The organism is Burkholderia sp. LFS061 (assembly GCF_047978125.1).
Classification (GTDB): Bacteria; Pseudomonadota; Gammaproteobacteria; order Burkholderiales; family Burkholderiaceae; genus Burkholderia; species Burkholderia pyrrocinia_C.
This window is the reverse complement of the sequence record NZ_JBFPFS010000021.1, coordinates 64,445-80,861: the sequence shown is the minus strand read 5'-3', so window position 1 is coordinate 80,861 and position 16,417 is coordinate 64,445. Positions and strand designations below refer to the sequence as shown.

Here is a 16,417-nt window from a genome sequence, read left to right as displayed (position 1 = left end):
CCATGCCTTGCCGGACGATCACGCGGGGCGCCGGATCGTCCACTTCGCGTCGCAAAGCGGCTGCCCGTTCGCGAGCGCGGCCGCGACGGACTGCAATCGCGTCGCGCTCGATGCGCCCGACGTTCACGCGAGCATCGATACCGACGCGCACGCGATCGTCTTTTCGAGCGACGCGAATCGCCGCACGAAGGACGTGCTCGGCGACGTGCTGCTGCAGGGCACGGGCGTCGACGGCGACGGCCGGCGCGTGCCGTTGAGCGTGCACGTGCTGCTGCGTCGCGACGGTGCGAAATGGGATCGCGACGTGTACGTCCATGCGCCGGTGCACGGCAAGTTCAGCGATGTCCGGATCGATCCGTATCGCGTGCGCGTGAAGGAGGGCGGCGGCGAGCGCGACGTGCTCACGCCGGACGAAACGCTCGCGCTGTTCGCGCATCCGTCGCTGGCATCGCGGCTCGCGCGGCATCTCGTGAAGGTGAGCGCGACCGATCCGAAGCAGCCGTCAGCCGACGACATCACGATCGCGCTCGGCGTCGGCGGCCTGACGAAGCCGGTCGCACGAGCAAGCTTCACGTCGAACGCACCGCACGATGCGGACGTCGACCGCGCACTTGCATCCGGCACGTGGTCGATCCGTTTCGATGCACTGAGCAATCACATTCCGGTGTGGGTCGCGCAGCGCGAGCTGTTCCTGTTCGGTCTCGACGGCAGCGCGCTGTTGAAGGAGGTGCGCGAGCGCGGCTTCAGGAAGAACGACCGGATCGAATTCGGTGCGCGCGACGGCAACGGTTATCTGCGCGTGAACGGCCGCGAGGAGGCGTTCGCGGGCGCGGCCGCGTCCGCGCATGCGTTCATGCAGGAAAGCTTCGTCGGCCTGATTCTCGGCTGGCGTCGCGATCCGGCTGCCGCTGCGGCATCCGCGACGAAATCCGCGTCGGCACGGGGCGTGCCGGCATGACCGCGGCAGGCGAACTGCCCGCATCGCCGCAGGCGACGCACGGCGAGCGCTTCGACTGTCTCGATGCGCCCGTGCCGCACGGCGCGGCGCGGGTACGTGCGTATCTCGTCGATCGCATCAAGCGGGCGGCGATCCGGCAGCTTCATCGCAGCACGCATGGCGAGCGCTGGATGCTGCGCATGTACCTGATCGGCGAAGAAGCGACCGAGTGCGCGTTGCACGAGGACAGGGCCGGACAGCCGCCGGACTGGCTCGCGCCGCGGATCGAGCAGCATCTCGCGGACGAGCGCCGCCACGCGGCCGCGTTTGCCGATGCGCTGCGCATGCGCGGCGTGGCGCCATCGACGAAACCGCACGAACCCGACTGGCTGAGCCGGCGCAAGATCATGCGATGGCGCCGGCTCGCGCAGCGCTACGCACCACATTTCGCGCAAGGCGTGCTTGTGCCGGCCTATGCGACGGGCCTGTGCGCGGAACAGATGGCGATGCGCGTGCTGGCGCGCCACTGCGCGACGATCGGCGACGCGCATCCGCTGTATCCGCTGCTCGCGCGCGTGCTCGCCGACGAGACGCGGCACGTCCGGCTCTGTTCGGACACGCTGCGCCGTCTCGTCGCGCCGTCCGAGGCGGTGCATCTCGCCGCGCTGCTGGACGAGATCCGCGCGATCGACGCCGGTTTCGGCGTGACGGGGGCGCTGGCGATGTACGCGGCCGGCTGGATCCAGTCGCTTCGCCCGCGCGCATGATGCCGCGGATCGTCTATCTCGCGACGGCCGACGCGCGCGGCCACCTGATGCGCGCACAACTGCTCGTCCATGCGTTGCGCACGGCCGGCGCGCAGGTCGACGTGCTGACGACGTCCGATGCGGGGCGGGCATTCCTGTCCGCGTTCGGCATCGACGCTCCCGTGCTGTCCCGCCACTACGCGGTTCAGTTCGACGCGCGGCAGAACATGCTGCGCGACGCGACCGATCGCAACGTCGCGCATTACATGTTCAGGCCGACGCGCATGCTGCGCGACATCGCGCGGCTGCGTGCGATCGTTCGCGATGCCGACCTAGTGATCAACGACTCGTTTCATCCGGCGCTGCTGTTCATGGGCGCGATGCCGGGCTGGCGGCGCCGCATCGTTCACGTGTTCGGCGGCAGTCTGCGCCGTGCGCTGACGGCGAATTTCGACGCGCGGCTGCCGCGCGCGCTGGCGCGCGCATTTGCGCGGATCGTCGACTGGCAGATCGATTCGGCACTGTGCTGCATCGAACACGACTTTGCATACGAGGCGGCCGACGCTGCGCAGCGATCGCGCGGGCATTGCCGGTTGCCGACGCCGGTGCCGGTCGTCGCTGAACTGCCGGCTTCGGAGCCGGCCGCCGCCGCCGTTTATCTGAATCCGCATTTTCGCGATGTCGCGCTCGCCGATGCGCTGTCGGCCGGCATGCGCGACGCGGGGCTCGCCGCGCACCGCGTGGGTGAGGGTTACGCCGGGCGCGACGGCTGGACCGGTGTCGATACCGACTGGGCGATGCGTGCCGCGCACGCGCCGCTGATCGTGTCCGCACCCGGAACGGCCGCGCTTTCGATTGCGCGCGTATATCGCCGCCCGATCCTGCTCGTGCTGACCGATCAGCCCGAGCAGGCGAGCAATGCCGCGCGCGCGGCACGGCTGCAACTCGTGCATCGCATCGTCACGTGGCGCGGCGATGCGGCCGCGTTTCGGCAGGAGGTCGGGCAGGCCGCAGCGGACCTGATGCGCAATCCGGGTACGCGAGCGGGAACGATCGCCGGCCGCGAGCATGCGCATGCGCGCGTGGATGCGTGGACGTCGCACCTCCTCGCGCTGCGGCCGCATGCACGGACGGCCGATGCGAATCCCCGATGCGAAGCGCCGGCGCCGCGATGAACACGATGCTGCTGCGTGACGATCGCCGACCCGATATCCGGCAGATGCTGGCCGCGACGTTCGGCATGGCCGTGGGCCTCGCGATCTTCTTTCTGCTGGAGCGCAGCGTCACGCCGCGCTACGTGTTCGCCACGCCGATCGACGCGCGGATTCCGTTCATCGCATGGTCGTGGTTCGTCTATGTCGGCTTCTTTCCGTTCGTGATTGCGCTTGCCGCATATGCGCGGCCGCGTGCGTTCGCCGCGTTCAAGGAGGCCGTGCTGATCGCGTTCGTGCTCGGTGTCGTCTGTTTCCTGCTGTTTCCGGAAGCCGTGCCGCGGCCCGACGTCGCGGAGATCGGCAATACGTTCGTGCGCGACCGTCTCGCGCGCATGTGGCAGCTCGATCTCGCGGCCAACGGTTTTCCGAGCCTGCATGTCGCGGTGACGTGTCTCGCGTGCCGGATGCTGACGGACCGGAGCCGGAGCCGGCTCGCTGCGACAGCGATCGGTCTGCTGATCTGTGCGTCGACGCTCACGCTCAAGCAGCATACGGTTGCCGACGTATTGGGCGGTGTCGCGCTCGCGATGGTCGGCACGCTGTGGGTCGAACGGCGTGCGCTGCGCAGGAGGCTCGCGTGACGGATGCCCAGGTTCATCACGCCGAGCCGAACGCCGAGCTTGCGTCGTTTGTGCCCGATCCCGAGCTGTTTCGCGTGAACGCGCCGCGTGTCGGCGCGGCGCTGGCAGGCGACTGGCTGATGATTGCCGGGGCGTTCGCGACGGCGATCGCGTTTCCGCATCCGCTCGCATACGCATTCGCGGCGATCGTGATCGCGCGCAGCCAGCTTGCGCTCGCGGTCATGATGCACGAAGGCGCGCACGGGTTGCTGGCACGGAACCGGCTCGTCAACGACGTACTGGGTCAGTTGTTCGCAGCCGGTCCGCTGTGGCTGTCGCTGCGCACGTATCGTGCGGGCCATCTGAAGCACCATCGCGCGCCGATGCAGTCGGACGATCCCGTCGCGCTGCTGTTCGGCGTGCACGACTATCCGGTGACGCGCGGCCGGCTGATCGGCCGCCTGCTCGCGTATGCATGCGGGATCGGCTACGTGACGAGCGTCGTGAAGCTCGCGCGCGGGGAGTTTGCGCACGCGTTGCCGAAGGTCGGGAAATCGCGTGCGTATGCGGCATGGGAAGTCGCGTCGATGCTGGCCGGCAACGGCTTGCTGTTCGGCGCGCTCGTGCTGGCCGGACATCCGCTGCTGTACATCGGGTTGTGGATCGTGCCGTCCGTCACGCTGTTGCCGCTCGCCGGGCAGGTGCGCGCGATCTTCGAGCACGCGGGGCTGCCGGCTTGCGAGGACCAGAGCCGCAACGCGCGCACGATCGTCCGGCGTTCGTGGCAGACGTTCCTGTTCGGTCCGCACGCGATCCATTTCCATATCGAACATCACCTGTACACGCGGATGCCGTTCCATAACCTGCCGGTCGTGCATCGACAACTCGCGCAGCGGCAGTTGTTGCGTGAAGGCAATCTGTACGCGGGATACGGTGCGGTGCTGCGCGACGTGAGCGTGCGCTGACTTGCGAGCGGGGATTATGCGGTTGTATACGCCGGGGCGACGGTGGGCGAGGATGCCGGATGCTTGCGTACACAATCGGATACGAAGTAGAGAATTCGAGCCCGACACGGCAAGAGGCAGACGCAAAAAAGCCTCCGCGCGGGAGGCTTTAATTGCAACTATCGAAAAGATAGATGGTAGGGTGGGAGGGACTCGAACCCTCGACTCTCTGATTAAAAGTCAGATACTCTAACCAACTGAGTTACCACCCCACGTCCTCAAAAACTGCTCGAGAACGAGAAAACGGCTTCAGGCTGTAGCTGATGCGGCTTGCTTGCGACCCAAAGAGCAAAAGATTATAGCGACGGATTTTCGGTGAGTCAACAATCCGCCGCGATAATTATTTGATCGTTTCGAGCTTGCCCTGCGCCGTCTGCGCCGCGTTCGACCCGGCGTACTGCGACACCACCTGCTCGAACGTCTTCTTCGCGGCCGCCTTCTGGCCTTGTTCGAGCTGGTTCGTACCGATCGCCACGAGAGCGTCGGCCGCGCGCGGGTGTTGCGGGTACTTGCTGACGATCCCTTGCCACGTCGCCGTCGAACCGCGGTAGTCGCGCAGCGCGTATTGCGCGTTGCCGAGCCAGTACTGCGCGGTCGGCTGGTGGGGGCTCTGCGGATACTTCGCGATGAAGCTGCGGAACGACGCCGCCGCCGCCTTGAAGTTGCCGTTGCGGAACTGCTGCTGCGCCGCGTTGAGCGCATCCGTTTCACCCGGCTGCACGGTGCCTTCGACACCGTCGATCGTCGCCTGCTGCGGCTCGAATTTCTTGAGCCGCGCGTCGAGATCCTGGTAGTACTCCTTCTGCTGCCGCTCGAGCGTCGTCAGCCGGTTCGTCAGGTCCTCGTTCTCGCCGCGCAGCGTCGCAACCTGCTGGTTCAACTGGTCGAGACGGCCGGATTGATCGAGGATCGTACGCTGGGCGGCGGACAACTGGCTCGCCAGGTTGTCGGTCTTGCTGCGCAGGTCGAGCACGGCGCGGCGTGCTTCGTTGTCGTCGAACACGCCGGCGTGCGCCGGCGCGGCCGACCACGCCGCGCCGGCGACGCAGAATGCTGCGGCAACGCGCAGCCAGGATACACGATGCGTCATACGGCGACTCTTCCGTTACTTACTGTTGGTAGACGAGGTCGGCGCGACGGTTCTGCGCCCACGACGCTTCGTCGTGACCCGTTGCCTGCGGCTTTTCCTTGCCGAGGCTCACGGCTTCCATCTGCGAATCGTTCACGCCGAGCAGCGCCATCGCGCGGCGGACGGCTTCCGCACGCTTCTGGCCCAGTGCGAGGTTGTACTCGCTCGTGCCGCGTTCGTCGGTGTTGCCCTGGATCAGCACGTGGCGCTGCGGATGGCTCTTCAGGTACTGAGCGTGCTGCTGCATCAGCGGCTGGTACTCGTCCTTCACCGAATAGCTGTCGAAGTCGAAGTAGATGCTGCGCTTCGCGAGCGGGCTGTTCGGGTCGTTCAGCGGATCGACGTTCACTTGCGCGACGTTGTCGGCGCTCGGTTGCGTGCTGACTGCACCCGCGTTTGCCTTGTCGTCGAGCTTCACGCCCGATTTGCACGCTGCGAGCGCGCTGATCATCATCACGGCCAGAGCCAGACGAGCTTTATTCGACATCATGGTTACTCTCCTTGTGGTCATTGCATGAAGGGCCCCCAGGACGGCTCACGAACGGAGCCGCCCTGGACGGACAGGATCTGTGGCGGCGCGCTGCCGTCGGAGGGCACTGCAGCCAGAACGTTGCGACCACCCGACTGGGTAGCGTACAGAAGGTACTGGCCGTTTGCCGCGAAGCTCGGCGATTCGTCGTGATTCGTATTCGTGATGGCGTTCGCCGCTCCGGATTGCAGATCCTGAACATACAGCTTGAAGCCCCCACCGGTGCGGGAGATGTAGGCGAGCAGCTTGCCGTCCGGGCTCACACGCGGGCTCGTGTTGTAGCTGCCGGTAAAGGTCACGCGCTGCGCGGCACCGGCACTTTCGCCCTGTGCCGGCATCCGGTAGATCTGCGGCGCGCCGCCGCGATCGCTCGTGAAGTAGATCCAGCGGCCGTCCGGCGAGTAGTACGGCTCGGTGTCGATCGAGCTGCTCTGCGTGAGACGGCGCAGGCCGCCGCCGTTCGCATTGACCGTATAGATTTGCGTGTTGCCGGTCAGCGACAGCGCGACGGCGAGCGTGTTGCTGTCCGGCGACCATGCCGGTGCGCTGTTGTTGCCCTTCTGGTCCGAGACCATGTAGCGGCGGCCGGTCGGCAGGTCATGGATGTAGACGATCGGCTTCTTGCGCTCGAACGACACGTACGCGACCTTCGTGCCGCTCGGCGACCAGGCCGGCGAGATGATCGGCTCGGTGCTCGACAGTGCGATGCGCGCGTTCTGGCCGTCCGAATCCGAGATCTGCAGCTGGTAGCGATTACCGGTCTTGATCACGTACGACAGGCGCGTGGCGAACACGCCGCGCACGCCGAGCAGCTTCTGGTAGATGTAGTCGGCAATCTTGTGGCCGGCCGTGCGCAGCGTGGTGTCGGTGGCCGTCAGCGACAGGCCGCCGAGGCTTTGCTGCTTCACGGTGTCGTACAGGATGAAGTTGACCTTGTACTGGCCGTTCGCGTCGCGGTTCACGCTGCCGGCGACGAACGCATTCGCGCCCTTGGCCTTCCATGCGCCGAGATCGACCGAGGCGGTCTCGGGCACGGGCGTGCTGCCCGCGTCGATGTTGGTGAATTTGCCGCTGCGGGCGAGGTCGGCGCGGACGATCGACGTGACCTGCTGCGGCAGGCCTGCCTCATTCGCGAAATTCGCTGTGGCAATGGGGAACTGGGTCGAACCGACACCGGTGATCAGCACGTTGACCTGGGCGTTAGCGGCGCTGCCCGCCGCAATCAGACACGAGGCCACGAGTGCCCTGAAACCTAGTTTTGTCATCAAACTCATGCTTCTTGCTTCCCGTATGACTTGGATCGCTGCGCAACCGCAGAGAGACAGTAAAAATACCCGATTCGTTCCCGTCCGACAGCGACGCCCGGAGTGTAAGCGTATTTCCTTTCACTCCGCCGCCTTGAAGGTAATCGTAATGTCCGACGGGGTACGACCGTTAGAATCGGGCGGCAACGGGACCGATGCCTGGATCGCATTGACCACGGCTTGATCCCACCCCGAATTCCCGCTGGAGCGGGAGACCGATGCGCTCAATACGTCACCGGACGGCGTGCACCGAATCTTGACGACGGTGGTCAGGCCTGCTCGCTCGCCGCCCCAAACGATGTTCGGCTTGACGCGGCGGCGCACCTTGTCGGCATAGCCGGGCGATGCGGCATTGCCGCCGGAGCCCGTGCCCGTGCCGCTCTTCGCGAGGCCTTCGCCGCCGCCTTCGCCGGCACCGGACAGGCCCTGCATCTGCGCAAGACGCGCGCTGCGTTCGCGGTCGAGCTTCGCCTTCGCCGCCGCATCGGCCTTTGCGCGCGCCGTGGCTTCGGCCTTCGCCTTGGCCTGGGCTTCCGCCTTCGCCTTCGCGGCCGCGTCGGACTTCGCCTTCGCCGCTTGCTGCGCTTCGAGCTGCGCCTGCTTTTGCTGCTGGAGTTTCTGCTGTTCGAGCTTCTGCTGCTCGGCGAGCTGCTGTTGCTTGAGCTTGTCGGCCTGCTTCTGCCTGTCGCGTTCCGCGGCCTTCTGCGCGGCGAGCGCGGCAGCCTGCTGCGCCGCAAGTTGCGCGCGCCGGGCGTCCTCTTCCTGCTGGGCCTTCAGTTGCTGCGCGCGGCGCTGCTGCTCGAGCAGCGCTTCGCGCGTGGCTGCTTCCTGCTGCCGCTTCTTCTGCTGCAGCGCGATGTCGGCCTGTTCGTCACGCACCGGGGGAGGGGGCGGCGCGACCTTCGCGGGCGGCGTCACGACAGGCCGCGGCGCGGCGACGTCGGGCACTTCGGTCCACAGCTCGGCTTCGGCGCCGGCCGGCGTGCTGTTCTGCCACTGCACGCCGTGATAGAGAAACAGCGCGAGCAGCACGTGCATCAGCGCGGCGAGCGCGAATGCACGCCAGGTGCCGCGCTCGCGAGGTGGCCGAGGCGGATAGCCGGTGCTGCGCAGTGATTGCTGCCGGTTCATTGCGATTTGACGAGGAGGCCGACGCGCTTGACGCCGCGCGCCTTCAGATCCGACATCACGGTCATGACCGCATCGTACTGCACGGTCTTGTCGGCCGCGATCACGACCGGCTGGTCGGGATGATCGGCCTGACGGGCCGAGATGAAGCTGTCGAGCTCGGCCTTCGTCATCGTGTCTTCCCGGGTCGCGCCCGAGTCGCCCTTGTACTTGACGCTCATCGTGCGGTCGGCCTTGATGTTGACGACGACGGGCGGCGTCTGCTCCTGCGGCGCGGCATTGCCGACGGTCGGCAGGTTGATGATCGACGGGGCGACGAGCGGTGCGGTGACCATGAAGATCACGAGCAGCACCAGCATCACGTCGATGTACGGCACGACGTTGATGTCGGCCATTGCGCGGCGCGAGCGGCCGCCGCGCATGCTGGATCGGATGGGACTTCCTGCCATGGCGAGCTCCTTACTGGGCCTGACGCTGCAGGATGTTCGAGAACTCTTCGATGAAGGTCTCGAAGCGGATCGCGAGGCGGTCGATGTCGTGCGCGTAGCGGTTGTACGCGACCACCGCCGGAATCGCGGCGAACAGGCCGATCGCGGTGGCGACGAGCGCCTCGGCGATGCCCGGCGCGACGTTCGCGAGCGTGGCCTGCTGCACGTTCGCGAGGCCGCGGAAGGAGTTCATGATCCCCCAGACCGTGCCGAACAGGCCGATGTACGGGCTGACCGAACCGACCGATGCGAGGAACGCGAGGTTCGCTTCGAGCACGTCCATTTCACGCTGGAACGACGCGCGCATCGCGCGGCGTGCACCGTCGAGCACGAGGCCCGGATCGCTGAGGCGCTTTTCCTTCGCCTTCAGGAATTCGCGCATACCCGATTCGAAGATCCGCTCGAGCGCGCCGATCGTGTGGCGGTTGTTGGCCGCACTCTGGTACAGCGCCTGCAGGTCGCCGCCCGACCAGAAATCCCTCTCGAAGCGTTCGGTCTGCGCGCGTGCGCGGCGGATCGCAAACCACTTGCGGAAGATGAAGGTCCACGACATCAGCGACAGCAGCAGCAGCAGCCCCATCACGGCCTGGGCCAGCACGCTCGCGTTGAGGACGAGGGAAATGATCGACAGGTCTTGAGAAGTGTTCATAGAGGTTTGAGTAACGTCCCTTCGGGGCGCCCGGTATGCGTGCGGCGCGGCGCGCCGGCCAAGCCTGGCGCCGAACCTTGCTTAGTATCGAATCAGGAAGGCAAGTTCATAGGCTTTGTCTAAACGGCGCTCATGCGAGCTTCGTTGACAATACAGTCTGCCCGGCGTCGATGACGGGCCCGCGTTGCAGCGCGTCGAGCACGGCCGGCGGGATGGCCGCGGGCCGGATACCGTTACGGTCGACGCAGCCGAGGCGGATATGTCCGGCCACGAGCAGCGTGTCGCCACACCAGGCTTCCTGCGTGAATTCCACCGATGCGCGGCCGATGCGTCCGGGCCGGCTCGTGATCGCCAGCGTGTCGTCGAGTCGCGCCGGTGCGCGGTAGTCGAGCGACGTGCTGCGGACGATGAAGATCGCGCCGGTATCGTCGGCGAGCCGACGCTGGTCGATGCCGCATGCGCGAAGCCACTCGGTGCGGGCGCGCTCGAAGAACTTCAGGTAGTTGGCATAGAAGACGATGCCGCCTGCATCGGTATCCTCGTAGTACACGCGCACCGGCCAGGTAAAGCCGGAACGCCCTTCCGGGGAGCGGGTAGGCTGAGTCATGGCGCGCATTCTACCGGAACGCAGGAACCGGATTCGTAACCGTTTCGTAACGGAATGTAGTACGACGCGGCACACCGCGGGCCGGCCGGAGGCCGGCCGCGGCTGCGCGCGATGGGTCAGCCGCGATGGATCGTGAGGCCGGCCGGTGCCTGGGCGACCGGCATCATCTCGATCGTGTTGATGTTCACGTGTGCCGGGCGCGTCGCGATCCAGTAGATCGTGTCGGCGATGTCCTCGGACGTGAGCGGCTGGACGTTCTGGTACACGTTCGCCGCCTTCGCGTCGTCGCCGCGGAAGCGGACGTTCGAGAATTCCGTGCCGCCGCACAGGCCCGGCTCGATGTCGGTCACGCGCAACGGCGTGCCGATCAGGTCGGCGCGCAGGTTCAGGCTGAATTGTCGGACAAAAGCCTTGGTTGCGCCGTATACGTTCCCGCCCGGATACGGATAGGTTCCGGCAACCGAACCGAGATTGAAGATATGGCCGCGGCCGCGCTCGATCATGCCGGGCAGCAGCGCGTGCGTGACGGTCACCAGGCCCGAGCAGTTCGTGTCGATCATGGTCTGCCATTCGTCGAGGCTGGCCTTGTGGGCCGGCTCGACGCCAAGCGCGAGGCCGGCGTTGTTGACGAGCACGTCGAGCGCCGCGAATTCGGCGGGAAGGGCGCCCGGCGCGGCTTCGACGGCCGCGCGGTCGCGCACGTCGAGTTCGAGCGGCAGAAGGGCATCGCCGAGCTCGGCGGCGAGCGCGTCGAGACGATCCTTGCGACGCGCGGTCGCGACGACGCGATGGCCTCCTTTGACGAAGGCACGGGCGATGGCGGCGCCGAAGCCGGCGGACGCGCCTGTGACGAACACGATCATTGCTGCTCCTGGTCGATAACAAAGTAGCGGGTGATATCCCGCAAGCCTACTGAGATTGCCGCACCGCGGCAAGGCGGCAAAGCGTTTCGGCACGGGCGCGTAGAGTCTGGCCCCAATTGCTCCCGGCGCGCTGCCGTGCGGTTGCCTATTCATGACGCATCCAATACACTAACGCGCTCATCACCCCTGCGTGACTGGCGATAGAACCCTTCGGGTTCAAGGTGGAGCATCCCACCGTGAAGCGCGGGGCGCCGTTTTTGCCGTTCGCCTGGGCAGCCGTTGTGCGCCGTCGCGTGCATCGCCGGTGGCTGTCCTGCCTCGCGTCATCCGGATTCTTCCGCCACGTCGAGCTGGTCCCGCCAGCAGCGCACCGTACTCGGCCACCCCGGTCAACCTGTACACACTTAACGGAAACCGTATGTTTGACAGAGCCCAAAGCACCATCGCGAACGTCGATCCCGAAGTCTTTGCAGCGATCGAGCAGGAAAACCGCCGCCAGGAAGATCACATCGAGCTGATCGCGTCGGAAAACTACACGAGCCCGGCCGTGATGGCCGCGCAGGGCTCGCAGCTCACGAACAAGTACGCGGAAGGTTATCCGGGCAAGCGCTACTACGGCGGCTGCGAGTACGTCGACGTGGTCGAGCAGCTGGCGATCGACCGCGTGAAGCAGCTGTTCGGCGCGGAAGCGGCGAACGTGCAGCCGAACTCGGGTTCGCAGGCGAACCAGGGCGTGTTCTTCGCGATGCTCAAGCCGGGCGACACGATCATGGGCATGAGCCTCGCGCACGGCGGCCACCTGACGCACGGCTCGCCGGTGAACATGTCGGGCAAGTGGTTCAACGTGGTGAGCTACGGCCTGAACGAGAACGAAGACATCGACTACGAAGCGGCCGAGAAGCTCGCGCAGGAACACAAGCCGAAGCTGATCATCGCGGGCGCGTCGGCGTTCTCGCTGAAGATCGATTTCGAACGCCTGGCGAAGATCGCGAAGTCGGTGGGCGCGTACCTGATGGTCGACATGGCGCACTACGCGGGCCTGATCGCGGCCGGCGTGTACCCGAACCCGGTGCCGCACGCCGATTTCGTGACGACGACGACGCACAAGAGCCTGCGCGGCCCGCGCGGCGGCGTGATCCTGATGAAGTCCGAGTACGAGAAGCCGATCAACTCGGCGATCTTCCCGGGCATCCAGGGCGGCCCGCTGATGCACGTGATCGCGGCGAAGGCGGTGGCGTTCAAGGAAGCGCTGTCGCCGGAGTTCAAGGCGTACCAGGAAAAGGTGGTCGAGAACGCGCGCGTGCTGGCTGAAACGCTGGTGAAGCGCGGGCTGCGGATCGTGTCGGGCCGTACGGAAAGCCACGTGATGCTGGTCGACCTGCGTGCGAAGAACATCACGGGCAAGGCAGCGGAAGCGGCGCTCGGCGCGGCGCACATCACGGTGAACAAGAACGCGATCCCGAACGACCCGGAAAAGCCGTTCGTGACGAGTGGCGTGCGCCTGGGTTCGCCGGCGATGACGACGCGCGGCTTCGGGCCGGCGGAAGCGGAGCAGGTGGGCAACCTGATCGCCGACGTGCTGGAGAACCCGGAAGATGCAGCGACGATCGAGCGCGTGCGTGCGCAGGTCGCCGAGCTGACCAAGCGTTTCCCGGTCTATCGCTGATCGACGATGCGCTGCCCGTTCTGCCGGCATGACGACACGCAGGTCGTTGATTCGCGCGTGTCCGAAGATGGCGCCGCGATTCGGCGGCGCCGTCGCTGCTCGGCTTGCGACAAGCGCTTCACGACGTACGAGCGGGTCGAGCTGTCCCTGCCGTTCGTCGTGAAGAAGGACGGCAGCCGCACGGAATTCGACCGCCGCAAGATCGTCGCCAGCATGCAACTCGCGCTGCGCAAGCGGCCGGTTGCCGCCGACGCGATCGATGCGGCGGTCGCCCGCATCGAATATCAACTGCTCGCGACAGGCGAGCGTGAAGTGCGTAGCGAGAAGCTCGGCGAACTCGTGATGAACGAGTTGCGCGGCCTCGATACGATTGCCTATGTCCGCTTCGCATCGGTGTATCGCCGGTTCGAGGACGTTTCTGAATTTGCCGACGTGATCGAAGAGTTCCGTCGCGCCTCTCCCGCCAAGACCCCGCGTAAGCGCTGACGCGCTGCGTCCGTTCATCATCCTCTCCGTTGGTTCAGTTCGCGCCGATTGTGTCGGTCGCGATCGCATGTCGCCAGTCAGCCGTTCGGCAAATGGCGTGCGTCCGCACGTGTCGCTACAGTCGTCGCATCATCTTGGCGGAGGACGACTGCGATGGGACTGCGTTATCCATCCTTGAAAAGCGTGGTGCGACGCTCGGGCGGGTTCACGCTCGTCGAACTGATGGTCGTTATCGCGCTGGCGGCCGGGCTTGCACTCTATGCGGCACCCGCGTTCGAGCAGTGGCGCATGCGCGAACGCGTGGATGCGCGCTCGCTTGCGTTGCTCGGGGCGCTGTCGTTTGCGCGTACCGAGGCGACGCGTCTCGGCGTGCGCGTCACGCTGTGCCGGGCCGGGAGCGACGGTGTTTGCCTGCGTGCCGGCGAGCGGTGCGATCCGGCCGAATGGTCGTGCGACTGGCTCGTCAGCGGGCAATTCGACGGGCAGTCGCGCGTGCTGCGGCGCTATCCGCGCGATGCCGAAGTGGCCGTCGCGGGCGCCGCGCATGATCTGGCTTTCGCGCCGCCGGTAGGCCAGGCGATCGGCGGAATCCGGCGTTTCGAATTGCGTCCGCGCCGCGACCCGTCCGGAGCCGACGACGCACGCGCTTCGCGTTGCGTGCGGATTGCGGCGGGCGGCCGCGCGCGCGTTGTCGCCGGCCGTTGCGACGCGGGGTGATGACCATGCGCAACGCAATGCACGGCACGTCGCTGATCGAGGCGATGCTGGCCGTCGCGCTGCTCGCGACCGTGATGCTGGCGGTGGCCGGCAGCCAGCTCGCGATGGCGCGCACGCAGCGGGCGACGATCTGGCGTGAACGCGCGCTGTGGCTGGCCGATGCGCGTATCGAGCGCCCGCGCGCCGGCGCAGGAGCCGACGACGGTCTCGCGGCGCTGGTGGCTGCATCGTTGCCCGGCGGTGCGATGACGCTCGACGACGGGCCGGCCGGCGTCCGGTACGCGATTGTCGGCTGGAGAGGCGGCAATGCCGCGGTTTCGCCGCGATGCGAAGTTGCAGGTGCGTCGGCGCAGCCGCCGTCTTGCGTCCGGATTCCGTTTCGGGAGGCTGGTGCAGATGAACGCTGATCGCCGCATGCGTGCGCATACGCTGCTCGAAGTGCTGATCGCGATGACCATCGGCCTCCTCGTGCTCGCGGCGGCCGGTGCGCTGTACCACGCGCAGCGCGTTGCGCAGCGGCGCGCGGAAGACGGGTTCCGGATGCGCGATGCAGCCGGCACCGCGCTGATGCTGATCGGCGAGCAGCTCCAGATGGCAGGATTCCGGCCGCTCGATGCAGAACGCGCGTCATCGTTGCCGCCGGTATTCGGCTGTTCGATGGCGCGCGTGCGCGGCGACGGTGCGCAGGTACGGTGCGAGCCTGCGAGCGCTTCGTCGGACGCACTGCTGATCCGATATGTCGGCGATGCCGTGTCGACGTGGCCGACGGCGAGCGGCCAGGTGTCGGATTGTCTCGGGCAGGGTGTCGGCGTGTCCGGCGAACGGGCACCGGTGGAGAACCGCTTCGATGCGCACGTCAGTCCGTCGACCGGCGAGCCCGAACTGTACTGCGAAGGAAACGGCCGTCCAGGCACGCCACAGCCGGTCGTGTCGGGCATCGATCAGTTGCGTGCGCGCTATCTTCGTCGCGGCGGCATGCAGTTCGTCGATGCCGATGCGATGCGTGTCGACGACTGGCGCAATGTCGTGGCCGTGCATGTCTGCGTGCGGGCGCGCGGCGAACCGATGCGCGAGCCGGCCCGCCACGTCGACTGCGACGGTCGAGCTGCGGTTGCACAGGACGGCCGTGCACGTTTGACGCTGCATCGTGTCGTCGCGTTGAGGAATGCAGCGATCGCATTCGACGATACGTTGCGCGACGCAACGCACGCACGCGAGGTGTTGCGATGAGCGAAGCAGGAAGGTACGCGCGGGAGATATCGCGATGTGTTGCGGCAGGCAACCTGCCCGGGCACATTGTGGCGAACGGTGACGAACTGCGGCAGGGCGTGCGCACGAGAGCCGTGGCAACGAACCGGCGCGAGCCGCGCATACGTTTCCGGTCAGCCGGTCGCGATTGGCGTCGCGACGCGGGCCTTGCATTGCCCGCAGTGATCGCGGTTGGTGCCGCCGTTGCAGCACTGACAGGCACATGGTTCGAAGCCGCGCTGACGGAATCGCGCCGCACGCGTGCGTTGTCGGATCGGTTGATCGCATTCCGTGCGGCCGATGCCGCGCTTGCGGCGTGTACCGCGCGATTGCTTCGCGGCGCGGCGCCCTACGTGAACGACGGCGAATCGCACACGGAGCCCGACGCGTGGCGGCGCATGCCGGCGATGGCGGCCGCCGAAGCGTTCGCGCCGTTCGCCGGATGGCCGATGGCCGCACAGCCGCCGCGATGCCTGATCGAGGCGTGGCGCGGAGCAGGGCCGGCCGGTGGCCGCGCTTACGTCGTTACCGCGCGTGGCGTCGGCGCGCACGTGTCGAGTGCCGTCTGGCTGCAACACCAGGTCGCAATACGTGACGGACGCATCGTCGCGCTGCGCTGGCGGCGCGTCGCGGTGGGGCTTCGATGAACGGTCGCGCGTCCGTGTACCGATCGGCGGGATTCACGCTGCTCGAGCTGATGATCGTGCTCGCGATCGTCGCGGTGCTGGCCGGATGGGGCATCCCGTCGTATCGCGAGCATGTCGTGCGCGTTCACCGCGCGTCGGCGGTGTCCGCGCTGTATCGGGCAGCCCAATATCTCGAAACGCTGGACGGCGCACCGCCGCCGGCATTGCCGGACGCGCTCGCGCAGGCACCGCCGGACGGGCGGGCCGTTTATCGATTGGCGCTCAGGCGGCCGGACGGCGACGACTCGCCGGTAACCTACGAGCTGGAAGCAAGCCCGCTCGACACGGGCCCGATGCACGACGATGCGTGCGGCGCCTTCACGCTGCGTTCGGACGGGACGAAGGGCAATGCGCGACGGGATGGTGCCGACGAACAGGGCGCTGCTTGCTGGGGCGTGCGTTGAATTCGCACGAAGGGCGCGCAACGGCGCATGGCCGTGCGCGCAGGTCGCCGAG

20 protein-coding genes, 1 tRNA gene and 1 riboswitch are annotated in these 16,417 nt (G+C 66.9%); of the genes, 12 read left to right on the top strand and 9 right to left on the bottom strand.

Annotated features, from left to right (window positions below; all coding sequences use genetic code 11):
- Positions 1 to 7 precede the first annotated feature (7 nt).
- Genes ACNQQL_RS19680 through ACNQQL_RS19660 form a run of 5 tightly spaced genes read left to right on the top strand, consistent with a single transcriptional unit; the run spans position 8 to position 4,422 of the window.
- Entirely contained in the window at positions 8 to 958 is a 951-nt protein-coding gene (locus tag ACNQQL_RS19680) for a hypothetical protein (protein WP_347065164.1), read from the top strand.
- Positions 955 to 1,704 (top strand): hypothetical protein, encoded by a 750-nt coding sequence (locus ACNQQL_RS19675; RefSeq protein WP_347065163.1) that lies wholly within the window; start codon positions 955 to 957, stop codon positions 1,702 to 1,704. Before ACNQQL_RS19680 ends, ACNQQL_RS19675 begins: the two co-directional genes overlap by 4 nt.
- Entirely contained in the window at positions 1,701 to 2,858 is a 1,158-nt protein-coding gene (locus tag ACNQQL_RS19670; RefSeq protein ID WP_347065162.1) for a hypothetical protein, read from the top strand. Before ACNQQL_RS19675 ends, ACNQQL_RS19670 begins: the two co-directional genes overlap by 4 nt.
- The gene (locus tag ACNQQL_RS19665) at positions 2,855 to 3,478 is read left to right on the top strand and encodes a phosphatase PAP2 family protein (protein ID WP_347065161.1); all 624 of its coding nucleotides are present in this window, start codon (positions 2,855 to 2,857) and stop codon (positions 3,476 to 3,478) included. Before ACNQQL_RS19670 ends, ACNQQL_RS19665 begins: the two co-directional genes overlap by 4 nt.
- Positions 3,475 to 4,422, top strand: a complete 948-nt coding sequence (locus ACNQQL_RS19660) for a fatty acid desaturase family protein (protein WP_347065160.1) — start codon at positions 3,475 to 3,477, stop codon at positions 4,420 to 4,422. Before ACNQQL_RS19665 ends, ACNQQL_RS19660 begins: the two co-directional genes overlap by 4 nt.
- Positions 4,423 to 4,596: 174 nt before the next feature.
- On the opposite strand, the gene ACNQQL_RS19655 is transcribed toward ACNQQL_RS19660, so the two are convergent.
- From ACNQQL_RS19655 to ACNQQL_RS19615, 9 genes are all read right to left on the bottom strand, one after another.
- Positions 4,597 to 4,673: transfer RNA gene (locus ACNQQL_RS19655), tRNA-Lys, on the bottom strand.
- A 128-nt stretch (positions 4,674 to 4,801) separates the two neighbouring features.
- The gene (gene ybgF / locus ACNQQL_RS19650) at positions 4,802 to 5,551 is read right to left on the bottom strand and encodes a tol-pal system protein YbgF (protein ID WP_175962490.1); all 750 of its coding nucleotides are present in this window, start codon (positions 5,549 to 5,551) and stop codon (positions 4,802 to 4,804) included.
- 19 nt (positions 5,552 to 5,570) lie between these two features.
- On the bottom strand, positions 5,571 to 6,080 hold the full coding sequence (pal, locus tag ACNQQL_RS19645; RefSeq protein ID WP_034182820.1) for a peptidoglycan-associated lipoprotein Pal: 510 nt from the start codon (positions 6,078 to 6,080) through the stop codon (positions 5,571 to 5,573).
- 17 nt (positions 6,081 to 6,097) lie between these two features.
- On the bottom strand, positions 6,098 to 7,393 hold the full coding sequence (gene tolB / locus ACNQQL_RS19640) for a Tol-Pal system beta propeller repeat protein TolB (RefSeq protein ID WP_034182821.1): 1,296 nt from the start codon (positions 7,391 to 7,393) through the stop codon (positions 6,098 to 6,100).
- A gap of 111 nt (positions 7,394 to 7,504) precedes the next feature.
- Positions 7,505 to 8,554 carry a cell envelope integrity protein TolA gene (gene tolA / locus ACNQQL_RS19635; RefSeq protein ID WP_347065159.1) on the bottom strand — a complete coding sequence of 350 codons (1,050 nt, stop codon included), beginning with the start codon at positions 8,552 to 8,554 and terminating at the stop codon, positions 7,505 to 7,507.
- A complete protein-coding gene (gene tolR / locus ACNQQL_RS19630; protein ID WP_072436241.1) occupies positions 8,551 to 9,000 on the bottom strand; it encodes a protein TolR in 450 nt (149 codons plus the stop codon). Before tolR ends, tolA begins: the two co-directional genes overlap by 4 nt.
- 10 nt (positions 9,001 to 9,010) lie before the next feature.
- Positions 9,011 to 9,688, bottom strand: a complete 678-nt coding sequence (tolQ, locus tag ACNQQL_RS19625) for a protein TolQ (protein WP_034182824.1) — start codon at positions 9,686 to 9,688, stop codon at positions 9,011 to 9,013.
- 130 nt (positions 9,689 to 9,818) lie between these two features.
- Entirely contained in the window at positions 9,819 to 10,304 is a 486-nt protein-coding gene (gene ybgC, locus ACNQQL_RS19620) for a tol-pal system-associated acyl-CoA thioesterase (RefSeq protein WP_072436240.1), read from the bottom strand.
- A gap of 107 nt (positions 10,305 to 10,411) precedes the next feature.
- Positions 10,412 to 11,158 carry an SDR family NAD(P)-dependent oxidoreductase gene (locus ACNQQL_RS19615; protein WP_347065158.1) on the bottom strand — a complete coding sequence of 249 codons (747 nt, stop codon included), beginning with the start codon at positions 11,156 to 11,158 and terminating at the stop codon, positions 10,412 to 10,414.
- A gap of 180 nt (positions 11,159 to 11,338) precedes the next feature.
- A riboswitch (ZMP/ZTP riboswitch) is annotated at positions 11,339 to 11,439 on the top strand.
- A 137-nt stretch (positions 11,440 to 11,576) separates the two neighbouring features.
- Between ACNQQL_RS19615 and glyA the strand changes: the two genes are divergently transcribed.
- The 7 genes from glyA (at position 11,577) to ACNQQL_RS19580 (ending at position 16,365) form a co-directional block, all read left to right on the top strand.
- Positions 11,577 to 12,824: a serine hydroxymethyltransferase gene (gene glyA, locus ACNQQL_RS19610; RefSeq protein WP_347065157.1), complete on the top strand. Its 1,248-nt coding sequence runs from the start codon at positions 11,577 to 11,579 to the stop codon at positions 12,822 to 12,824.
- A gap of 6 nt (positions 12,825 to 12,830) precedes the next feature.
- The gene (nrdR, locus tag ACNQQL_RS19605; protein ID WP_006476792.1) at positions 12,831 to 13,310 is read left to right on the top strand and encodes a transcriptional regulator NrdR; all 480 of its coding nucleotides are present in this window, start codon (positions 12,831 to 12,833) and stop codon (positions 13,308 to 13,310) included.
- Positions 13,311 to 13,463: 153 nt separating this feature from the next.
- Entirely contained in the window at positions 13,464 to 14,027 is a 564-nt protein-coding gene (locus ACNQQL_RS19600; protein ID WP_347065156.1) for a GspH/FimT family pseudopilin, read from the top strand.
- Between the two features lie 5 nt (positions 14,028 to 14,032).
- Positions 14,033 to 14,434, top strand: a complete 402-nt coding sequence (locus ACNQQL_RS19595; protein WP_416392660.1) for a type IV pilus modification PilV family protein — start codon at positions 14,033 to 14,035, stop codon at positions 14,432 to 14,434.
- On the top strand, positions 14,424 to 15,257 hold the full coding sequence (locus ACNQQL_RS19590) for a PilW family protein (protein ID WP_347065154.1): 834 nt from the start codon (positions 14,424 to 14,426) through the stop codon (positions 15,255 to 15,257). The genes ACNQQL_RS19595 and ACNQQL_RS19590 overlap by 11 nt, the downstream gene beginning before the upstream one ends.
- Before the next feature lie 191 nt (positions 15,258 to 15,448).
- Complete coding sequence (locus tag ACNQQL_RS19585; protein WP_416392658.1) at positions 15,449 to 15,922, top strand: hypothetical protein; 474 nt, start codon at positions 15,449 to 15,451, stop codon at positions 15,920 to 15,922.
- Positions 15,919 to 16,365 carry a type IV pilin protein gene (locus tag ACNQQL_RS19580; RefSeq protein WP_072436235.1) on the top strand — a complete coding sequence of 149 codons (447 nt, stop codon included), beginning with the start codon at positions 15,919 to 15,921 and terminating at the stop codon, positions 16,363 to 16,365. Before ACNQQL_RS19585 ends, ACNQQL_RS19580 begins: the two co-directional genes overlap by 4 nt.
- Positions 16,366 to 16,417 lie beyond the last annotated feature (52 nt).

What these genes read in the sequence shown, in the direction of transcription:
- ACNQQL_RS19675 (WP_347065163.1), top strand. Translation starts at nt 955, where the DNA reads ATGACCGCGGCAGGCGAACTGCCCGCATCGCCGCAGGCGACGCACGGC.
- ACNQQL_RS19670 (WP_347065162.1), top strand. Translation starts at nt 1,701, where the DNA reads ATGATGCCGCGGATCGTCTATCTCGCGACGGCCGACGCGCGCGGCCAC.
- ACNQQL_RS19665 (WP_347065161.1), top strand. Translation starts at nt 2,855, where the DNA reads ATGAACACGATGCTGCTGCGTGACGATCGCCGACCCGATATCCGGCAG.
- ybgF (WP_175962490.1), bottom strand. Translation starts at nt 5,551, where the DNA reads ATGACGCATCGTGTATCCTGGCTGCGCGTTGCCGCAGCATTCTGCGTC.
- pal (WP_034182820.1), bottom strand. Translation starts at nt 6,080, where the DNA reads ATGATGTCGAATAAAGCTCGTCTGGCTCTGGCCGTGATGATGATCAGC.
- tolB (WP_034182821.1), bottom strand. Translation starts at nt 7,393, where the DNA reads ATGAGTTTGATGACAAAACTAGGTTTCAGGGCACTCGTGGCCTCGTGT.
- tolA (WP_347065159.1), bottom strand. Translation starts at nt 8,554, where the DNA reads ATGAACCGGCAGCAATCACTGCGCAGCACCGGCTATCCGCCTCGGCCA.
- tolR (WP_072436241.1), bottom strand. Translation starts at nt 9,000, where the DNA reads ATGGCAGGAAGTCCCATCCGATCCAGCATGCGCGGCGGCCGCTCGCGC.
- tolQ (WP_034182824.1), bottom strand. Translation starts at nt 9,688, where the DNA reads ATGAACACTTCTCAAGACCTGTCGATCATTTCCCTCGTCCTCAACGCG.
- ybgC (WP_072436240.1), bottom strand. Translation starts at nt 10,304, where the DNA reads ATGCGCGCCATGACTCAGCCTACCCGCTCCCCGGAAGGGCGTTCCGGC.
- ACNQQL_RS19615 (WP_347065158.1), bottom strand. Translation starts at nt 11,158, where the DNA reads ATGATCGTGTTCGTCACAGGCGCGTCCGCCGGCTTCGGCGCCGCCATC.
- glyA (WP_347065157.1), top strand. Translation starts at nt 11,577, where the DNA reads ATGTTTGACAGAGCCCAAAGCACCATCGCGAACGTCGATCCCGAAGTC.
- nrdR (WP_006476792.1), top strand. Translation starts at nt 12,831, where the DNA reads ATGCGCTGCCCGTTCTGCCGGCATGACGACACGCAGGTCGTTGATTCG.
- ACNQQL_RS19600 (WP_347065156.1), top strand. Translation starts at nt 13,464, where the DNA reads ATGGGACTGCGTTATCCATCCTTGAAAAGCGTGGTGCGACGCTCGGGC.
- ACNQQL_RS19595 (WP_416392660.1), top strand. Translation starts at nt 14,033, where the DNA reads ATGCGCAACGCAATGCACGGCACGTCGCTGATCGAGGCGATGCTGGCC.
- ACNQQL_RS19590 (WP_347065154.1), top strand. Translation starts at nt 14,424, where the DNA reads ATGAACGCTGATCGCCGCATGCGTGCGCATACGCTGCTCGAAGTGCTG.
- ACNQQL_RS19580 (WP_072436235.1), top strand. Translation starts at nt 15,919, where the DNA reads ATGAACGGTCGCGCGTCCGTGTACCGATCGGCGGGATTCACGCTGCTC.